Here is a 7333-nt window from a genome sequence, read left to right as displayed (position 1 = left end):
GGAGCGACACACGAGGTTCGAACTCGTGACCTCAACCTTGGCAAGGTTGCGCTCTACCAACTGAGCTAGTGTCGCATCAACAACGTTTCCGCTGTTTAGGGCTGCGAATTATAAGAGCATTTTTTTGTGATGCAAGTCCTTCCTTCAAAAAAACTTTATTTTTTTACTGAACGACGAAAAAGCAATCAAAAGCGATATAAATTACAACAATTTGGATCGCAACCTTAACAGTTAAATCTTGAAAATAGTACCTCGATAGTACTTAAGTTCTGCGATGGACTCACGAATGTCGTCCAAGGCCAAATGTGTTCCCTGTTTTGTGAACCCATTTAGCACCTCAGGTTGCCAGCGACGTGCTAGTTCTTTAAGAGTACTAACGTCAACATATCGGTAATGGAAGAACTCTTCCAACTCAGGCATATGCTTGTATAAAAAGCGGCGATCCTGCCCAATGCTGTTACCACATATTGGCGAAGCTCCTTTCGGCACCCATTTTTCTAAAAATTCAATGGTTTGTGCGACTGCGTCTTGTTCTGAGATTTGACTGTTTCGAACGCGCTCCACCAAACCGCTTGCCGTATGCGTATTAGTGCACCAGTCGTCCATTTTCGCCAGTTCTTCTTCCGGCTGATGAATCGCTAACACTGGACCTTCAGCCAAAATATTTAGTTCGCTATCTGTGACAATAGAAGCAATTTCGATGATTTTGTGCGTTTCAGGATCAAGCCCTGTCATCTCTAAATCAACCCAAATTAGGTTTTGATCGCTAAAGGACATGGTTACGCCGCCTATTTGTTTATCGATAAAAGAGGTACTATACCTCAAAATACGAGAAACACGATACTCATACACAGAGCCAAGAGTACGGCTCAACCATTTGAGTAAATTCACATAAAGTACAGAATTGTGGCAAAGAAGAAAAAGTTAACCAAAGGTCAGGTGCGACGCGTACGTAGCAACCAACAAAAGCGTTTGAAGAAGCAAGAAGAGTCCATCCAGTGGGATGAAAACATGCTAGGCGCCAGCAAGCAAGGTCTCGTGATCACTCGTTTTGGTCAGCACGCGGACATTGAAGACCTTGAAACAGGCGAAATTCAACGCTGTAACCTCCGCCGTGGTATTGAGTCTCTAGTATCTGGCGATCGTGTTTTATGGCGCGAAGGATTGGAGTCTATGGCGGGCATCTCTGGTGTTGTTGAAGCGGTAGAACCTCGCTCTTCAGTGCTCACTCGTCCAGATTATTACGATGGCCTAAAACCCGTTGCAGCCAATATTGATCAAATGGTCATTGTCTCTTCGGTATTACCAGAGCTATCGCTAAATATTATTGACCGCTATCTCGTTGCATCAGAAACACTGAATATTGCGCCATTGTTGGTCTTAAATAAGGTCGACCTTCTAGAAGCCGATGATCGTGCAATGTATGAAGAATGGCTCAAAGAATATGAACGTATTGGCTATAAAGTGCTTCTGGTCAGCAAGAAGTCTGGAGAAGGCATTGCTGAACTAGAAACCCTGCTGCGTGACCGAATTAATATCTTTGTTGGTCAATCAGGCGTAGGGAAATCCAGCTTAGTCAACGCGTTAATGCCGGAACTAGAGAGCGAAGTGGAAGAAGGCGAAGTCTCTGAGAACTCTGGCTTGGGCCAACACACCACGACGGCTGCACGTTTATACCACATTCCAACGGGTGGCGATTTGATCGACTCACCTGGAGTACGTGAATTTGGTCTTTGGCATTTGGAAGCAGAAGAAGTAACAAAAGCATTCATTGAATTTCGACCATATTTAGGTGGTTGCAAGTTCCGAGATTGTAAACACAATGATGACCCAGGCTGCCTTCTACGTGAAGCTGTCGAGAACGGGGAAATTAACGAAACTCGCTTTGAAAACTATCATCGCATTTTGGAAAGCATGGTTGAAAATAAAGCAAATCGTCAGTATTCACGTAATAAAAAAGCCGATCTGTAATTGAGTTAAGGCTGTAACTGTGTAAAAAGTCTTCACCTAATACTGACAAGCAAATTAAATTTCAGTAACATCACGCGCCCTAAAGCGCGAATCTAACAGAAGTATCGGAATTAAAGATGGACAAGTTTAAAGTTGGACTGCAGTACTGGATCCCACAACACGGCCTCACTCGCCTAATGGGTAAACTGGCTTCAGCAAAAGCTGGCGGTCTAACAACAGCAGTTATTCGTTGGTTTATCAAACAATACAATGTGAATATGGATGAGGCAAAGCACTCAGATCCTAAGCATTTTAAAACGTTCAACGAGTTTTTCGTTCGTGAGCTAAAAGAAGGCGCACGCCCAATTTCTGAAGGCGAAAACGTCATCACTCATCCAGCCGACGCTTGTGTTAGCCAGTTTGGCCCTATTGAAGATGGTCAACTTATCCAAGCAAAAGGTCATCACTTCTCAGCACAAGAATTGCTGGGCGGTGACGCGAATTTAGCGGACGAATTTAAAGATGGTTCTTTTGCCACATTGTATCTATCTCCGCGCGATTACCACCGTGTACACATGCCATGTGACGGCACTCTGCGCCAAATGATTTACGTACCAGGTGACCTGTTCTCAGTAAACCCTCTGACAGCAGAAAACGTACCAAACCTATTTGCACGTAACGAGCGTGTGGTGTGTATCTTCGATACTGAGTTTGGTCCAATGGCACAGGTGCTTGTTGGTGCGACAATTGTTGGTAGCATTGAGCAAGTATGGGCTGGCACGATCACTCCGCCTCGTGGAAACACTGTCTACAAATGGGATTACCCAGCAGAGGGTGACAAGGCCGTGATCTTGAAAAAAGGTGAAGAGATGGGCCGCTTCAAACTGGGTTCTACTGTTATTAACCTGTTTGCCAAAGACGCGATTGAGTTTGACGCAAGCATGGAAAACGGTAAGCCAACCGTTATGGGCACACCTTACGCCTTGAAAAAATAAGTAAAACACCGTTAAAGAGCCCTTTATTAAGGGCTCTTTTTATTGATAAAAAGCAAAACTCCGTTCGAAATTTAGCCTCTATTTCTCAAACTCATACCTGCCTCTAAGACCCTCATTCCACAATCAATTATCCTGCGCTTAGAATGAATATTTAGAGGGGCAGCCAATGCCAAAGATGAGTGTAAACACGTTGGCGAAATTGCTGGTGTGCTTTTTAATTCCGCTCGGTGTTTTGATGATGCCGATCGATGCTATTCCTATTAACGATCTCACTTTAATTCAGCATCGCCTGTTGGCTATTTTTCTTCTTGCTGCCCTACTTTGGGTTCTCGAGCCGGTTCCCGTTTTTGCTACGTCCATTCTTATTATCGCTCTTGAACTGATCATGATATCGGATAAAGGTTTGCATCTATTTCGCAATCCACCAGCGGGGCATGATTTAGGAGAGTTAATTGCTTACACCGATATTTTCTCGGCCTTCTCTTCACCGATCATTATTCTTTTTATGGGTGGTTTTGCTCTTGCGATTGCGGCTTCCAAATACGAGCTCGACAACAACCTCGCCCGAGTACTATTAAAACCATTCGGCACCCAACCTAAGTTCATCATGCTGGGCTTGATGTTAATTACCGCCGTTTTTTCAATGTTTATGTCCAATACTGCCACGACCGTGATGATGCTAGCCCTGCTTGGCCCCATCGTCGCTTCAGCACCTAAAGGGGATTTAGGCATTAAAGCACTGGTGTTGTGTATTCCAATTGCCGCGAATACAGGCGGCATTGCGACTCCGATAGGCACGCCACCTAATGCGATAGCGCTTCAATATCTCACTGGAGAAAACGCGATAGACTTCCTATCGTGGATGACAATGGGTCTACCCTTTGTGTTGGTACAACTCACTGTAGCTTGGTTCTTGTTGCAAAAGCTGTTTCCGTCTAGCGAACCAGAAATGAAACTAAAGCTAGATGGTACATTCAAAAGGAGCTGGCGTGCGATCGTCGTCTACATCACTTTTGCACTAACCATTTCGCTTTGGATGACAACGAAAGTGCATGGCATGAATACATACGTTGTCGCGATTATCCCACTAGCAGTGTTCACGTTAACGGGCATTATGGGAAAAGAAGAGCTCAAGCTGATTAACTGGGATGTTTTATGGCTAGTTGCCGGTGGTATAGCAATTGGCATTGCCTTAGACAAAACGGGCTTAGCCGAAGCATTAGCGCACGCCATTGATTACAGCCTGCTATCACCATTTGCCGTTGTTTTAGCCCTATCGGTAGTGTGCTGGTTAATGGCGAACTTTATGTCTAATACCGCAACGGCAAACTTATTGATGCCTATTGCTGCCGCTATTGGTACATCCATGCCAAGCCTTATTGCGGTTGGTGGCCTACAAGGTTTACTGGTTGTCGTCGCCTTCTCCGCATCACTTGGCATGATCTTACCGGTTTCCACACCACCAAACTCTTTGGCTTATTCAACAGGCCTCATCGAGAGCAAAGACATGGCGAAAGTAGGCCTGATTCTCGGTTTGATTGGTCTACTTATCGTGTATGGCGCAGTTTTGGTACTGTTTTAATCGAAGAGCTCCATGAAAAAGCGTGTTGTCATGGAGCTGCTCTCCAGCTACTGCCCTTACAGAGCGGCTTTTACATCCCATAAATTTCGTGCATATTAAGACTCCTCTACTCTACAAGGACGTCGACACATCATGGGTTACGAATGGCTTGCTTTATGCGCCGCTTTTCTGTGGGCAGTTTCTAGCCTAATTTCGGTCATTCCTGCACAACACCTAGGCGCTTTTTCTTACAGCCGCTGGCGCATGGGCTGTACGGCCGTGATCTTATCAACAATGGCCTGGATAACTGGCGGCTGGTTAACGGTTTCTTGGGAACATGTAACGCCAATGATGGCCTCAGGACTGATTGGTATTTTTATTGGCGATACCGCTCTATTCGCGTGTTTGAATCGTATGGGGCCAAGACAAGCCGGGTTACTCTTCTCTTGCCACGCCGTGTTCTCTGCCATCTTGGGCTACTTCTTATTTAGCGAAGTCATGACCACAATAGAACTACTGGGCGCATCATTGGTATTTAGCGGCGTGGTGATGGCGATATTCTTTGGCCGAAGAGGTCAAGTGAATAACGTCTTGGAAGACATTAAAGGTAACATCTGGGTAGGTATTGGACTTGGCTTAACCGCAGCAATGTGCCAAGCATTGGGAGGCATTATCGCCAAGCCAGTAATGCAAACCAGTATTGACCCAGTTGCGGCTTCTGCTATTCGAATGATCAGTGCCTTTTTCGCCCACAGCATGTTGTTAGTTCTAGGGGTCAAAGTCGCTCGCTCGACGCAACACATTACTTGGCGCGTATTTGGTATTACTGCCCTTAATGGTTTCTTGGCGATGGCCGTCGGCATGACGCTAATCTTATACGCACTGCAAGAAGGAAATGTAGGTATGGTTGCACTTCTATCTTCAACCACGCCAATTATGTTGCTACCACTGCTCTGGATTTACACTAAACGCCGACCAAACCGATTTGCATGGTTGGGCGCAGCCCTAGCTGTGATTGGTGCTGGCATTTTGGTTCAGTAACCTTACAGACCAGCCCTTACTGCCAGATACAAAAAAGCCCGAGTTTAAACTCGGGCTTTTGTCATTCGGAGCCGTTAGTTAATTATTTAACTAGTACTTCACCCGTCATTTCTGCTGGGATTTCTAGACCAGCTAGAGAAAGCATGGTTGGTGCAAGGTCAGACAGTTTACCGCCTTCTTTGAATTCAACCGCTTTGTCACCTACATAGATTAGAGGTACTGGTAGGTTAGTATGAGCAGTGTGGATGCCGCCAGTTTCAGGGTCGATCATCATTTCTGCGTTACCGTGGTCCGCAGTGATCAATAGTTGACCGCCAACTTCTTTGATTGCTTCAACCACTTTACCCACACTTTCATCTAGAGCTTCGATTGCTTTCTCAGCCGCTTCATAAACGCCAGTGTGACCAACCATATCTGCGTTCGGGTAGTTACAGATGATGGTATCGAACTTACCAGACTTGATAGCCGCAACCATCTTATCTGTTAGTTCTGGAGAGCTCATTTCAGGCTGCATGTCGTACGTTGCAACTTTTGGTGAAGCAACCAATTGACGCTCTTCGCCTTCAAATTCGTTCTCAACACCACCGTTGAAGAAGAAAGTCACGTGTGCGTATTTCTCTGTTTCAGAGATACGTAGCTGAGTTTGACCTTGTTTAGATAGCCACTCACCGTAAGTGTTTTCTAGAGACGCAGGTGGGAATGCGATAGCTAGAGGGATATCAGCCGCGTATTGAGTCAGCATCACAAAGTTGATTGCTGGGAATACTGCACGCTCAAAGCCGTCAAACGCAGGAACGAATGCACGAGTGATTTGACGTGCACGGTCAGCACGGTAGTTCATGAAGATAACCGCATCACCATCTTGCATGATTGCGTCTTCTTGACCTTCCGCTTTGATAGCTGTTGCTTTAACGAATTCGTCGTTTTCTTCACGAGCGTAAGCCGCTTCTAGACCTGCAACTGCCGTTTCTGCTGTGAACTCAGCTTTAGCTTGAGTTAGAAGATCGTAAGCAACTTGGACGCGATCCCAGTTGTTGTCACGGTCCATTGCGTAGTAACGACCTACTAGAGAAGCAACGCGGCCTTTACCTAGTTTCGCAAATAGGTCTTGGAAACGTTGTAGTGAGTTTTCAGCACTACGTGGTGGTGTGTCACGGCCGTCTAGGAAGCAGTGTAGGTAGATTTTCTCTGCGCCACGCGCCGCTGCCATTTCAACTGCAGCGTAAATGTGGTCTTCGTGAGAGTGAACACCGCCTGGAGACATCAGGCCCATGATGTGTACTGCTTTTTCAGCTTTCACAGCAGAGTCGATTGCTTCAACTAGCGCAGGCGTTTGTTCGAACTCACCATCAGCAATTGATTTAGTGATACGAGTCAGGTCTTGGTATACAACGCGGCCTGCACCAATGTTAGTGTGACCAACTTCAGAGTTACCCATTTGACCATCAGGAAGGCCAACATCCATGCCTGAAGCAGAGATTAATGTGTGTGGGTTATTCGCAATCAGAGCATCCATTACTGGTGTTTTCGCATTCGCAATTGCGTTACTTGCTGTGTCTTCACGGTAACCGTAACCGTCAAGGATAACTAGAGCCAGTGGCTTCTTAGCTGACATAGTGATGACCTCATCAAATTTAAGTAACTTTTGGCGTAGGGCCTCGCTGCCCTATCTAACCTTGAAACAAAACTAGCGTAATTTTACTACACTTTTTAACCAAAACTGTAGGTTAAGATCAAATAATGTTTGCGATTTATTGTTGCTATCTTACAAGTTAAGCGAACAACG

6 protein-coding genes and 1 tRNA gene are annotated in these 7333 nt (G+C 45.6%); 4 read left to right on the top strand and 3 right to left on the bottom strand.

The genetic code is table 11. The features are described from left to right. Positions 1 to 2: 2 nt before the first annotated feature. Both R7E42_RS21195 and orn read right to left on the bottom strand, forming a co-directional pair. Positions 3 to 75: transfer RNA gene (locus R7E42_RS21195), tRNA-Gly, on the bottom strand. Positions 76 to 231: 156 nt separating this feature from the next. Further along, complete coding sequence (orn, locus tag R7E42_RS21190) at positions 232 to 777, bottom strand: oligoribonuclease (RefSeq protein WP_017635574.1); 546 nt, start codon at positions 775 to 777, stop codon at positions 232 to 234. Positions 778 to 906: 129 nt separating this feature from the next. On the opposite strand from orn, the gene rsgA reads away from it, so the two are divergent. The 4 genes from rsgA to R7E42_RS21170 all read left to right on the top strand — a co-directional run bounded on the left by rsgA (position 907) and on the right by R7E42_RS21170 (position 5547). Continuing rightward, on the top strand, positions 907 to 1971 hold the full coding sequence (rsgA, locus tag R7E42_RS21185; RefSeq protein WP_005381463.1) for a small ribosomal subunit biogenesis GTPase RsgA: 1065 nt from the start codon (positions 907 to 909) through the stop codon (positions 1969 to 1971). A gap of 116 nt (positions 1972 to 2087) precedes the next feature. Next, positions 2088 to 2945 (top strand): archaetidylserine decarboxylase, encoded by an 858-nt coding sequence (gene asd / locus R7E42_RS21180; RefSeq protein ID WP_005381465.1) that lies wholly within the window; start codon positions 2088 to 2090, stop codon positions 2943 to 2945. 166 nt (positions 2946 to 3111) lie between these two features. Beyond that, complete coding sequence (locus tag R7E42_RS21175) at positions 3112 to 4527, top strand: SLC13 family permease (RefSeq protein WP_213915369.1); 1416 nt, start codon at positions 3112 to 3114, stop codon at positions 4525 to 4527. Between the two features lie 132 nt (positions 4528 to 4659). Beyond that, positions 4660 to 5547: a DMT family transporter gene (locus tag R7E42_RS21170; protein WP_005381469.1), complete on the top strand. Its 888-nt coding sequence runs from the start codon at positions 4660 to 4662 to the stop codon at positions 5545 to 5547. Between the two features lie 82 nt (positions 5548 to 5629). Here the strand turns inward: R7E42_RS21170 and gpmM are convergent, their stop codons facing one another. Next, the gene (gpmM, locus tag R7E42_RS21165; RefSeq protein WP_005381471.1) at positions 5630 to 7162 is read right to left on the bottom strand and encodes a 2,3-bisphosphoglycerate-independent phosphoglycerate mutase; all 1533 of its coding nucleotides are present in this window, start codon (positions 7160 to 7162) and stop codon (positions 5630 to 5632) included. Between the last annotated feature and the right edge of the window lie 171 nt (positions 7163 to 7333).

The organism is Vibrio sp. Vb1337, assembly GCF_033338715.1.
Lineage (GTDB): Bacteria > Pseudomonadota > Gammaproteobacteria > Enterobacterales > Vibrionaceae > Vibrio > Vibrio alginolyticus.
The sequence above is the reverse complement of the archived record's forward strand: the minus strand, read 5'-3'. Positions and strand labels throughout refer to the sequence as shown.